Origin of the sequence: Bremerella sp. JC817, from assembly GCF_040718835.1 — a bacterium.
Classification (GTDB): Bacteria; Planctomycetota; Planctomycetia; order Pirellulales; family Pirellulaceae; genus Bremerella.
In genome coordinates this window covers 1-413 of sequence record NZ_JBFEFG010000105.1, presented here as the reverse complement: position 1 = coordinate 413, position 413 = coordinate 1, and the positions used below count along the sequence as shown (strand labels likewise).

1 protein-coding gene is annotated in these 413 nt (G+C 59.6%); it reads left to right on the top strand.

Annotated elements, in window-relative coordinates; genetic code table 11:
• Positions 1 to 210 (top strand): hypothetical protein (locus tag AB1L30_RS00480; RefSeq protein ID WP_367011391.1); only part of this gene is annotated, 210 nt, incomplete at its 5' end.
• Between the last annotated feature and the right edge of the window lie 203 nt (positions 211 to 413).

Genomic DNA, 413 nt, shown 5'->3' with positions numbered 1-413 from the left:
CCTAACAGTCCTGAGCCAACGTGGGGTTCCGGTACCTATGCCCGCAACATCTCGACGGTGGGGAGTTATCATCCCGGCGGTGTGAATGGCGGAGCCGGTTTCAAGGCCGAAATAGATCGCATCGGCCCCGTTAGCAATGGCCGCGCGAGCGCAGTCCCAATCTCCTGCCGGAGCCAAAAGCTCTGGTCGCTGGAAGATTCGACCGTGTAGTCTTCTTCGTCGGTCATTTCGCCCAGCAAGACGGTGCCATCTTGCAGGGTGATCTCGTAAAGTTGCCCAGCCAGTGAGTGCACCGCAGCCGCAGACTTCGGCAGTCGCTGCTCCGGTTCAACCACCTGCCGCACCGATCAAGCCGTTCGTGATCGAAACACAAGATCCTGCCAGTGTCGCTCGATCGGCTGTGATTCGTCCAG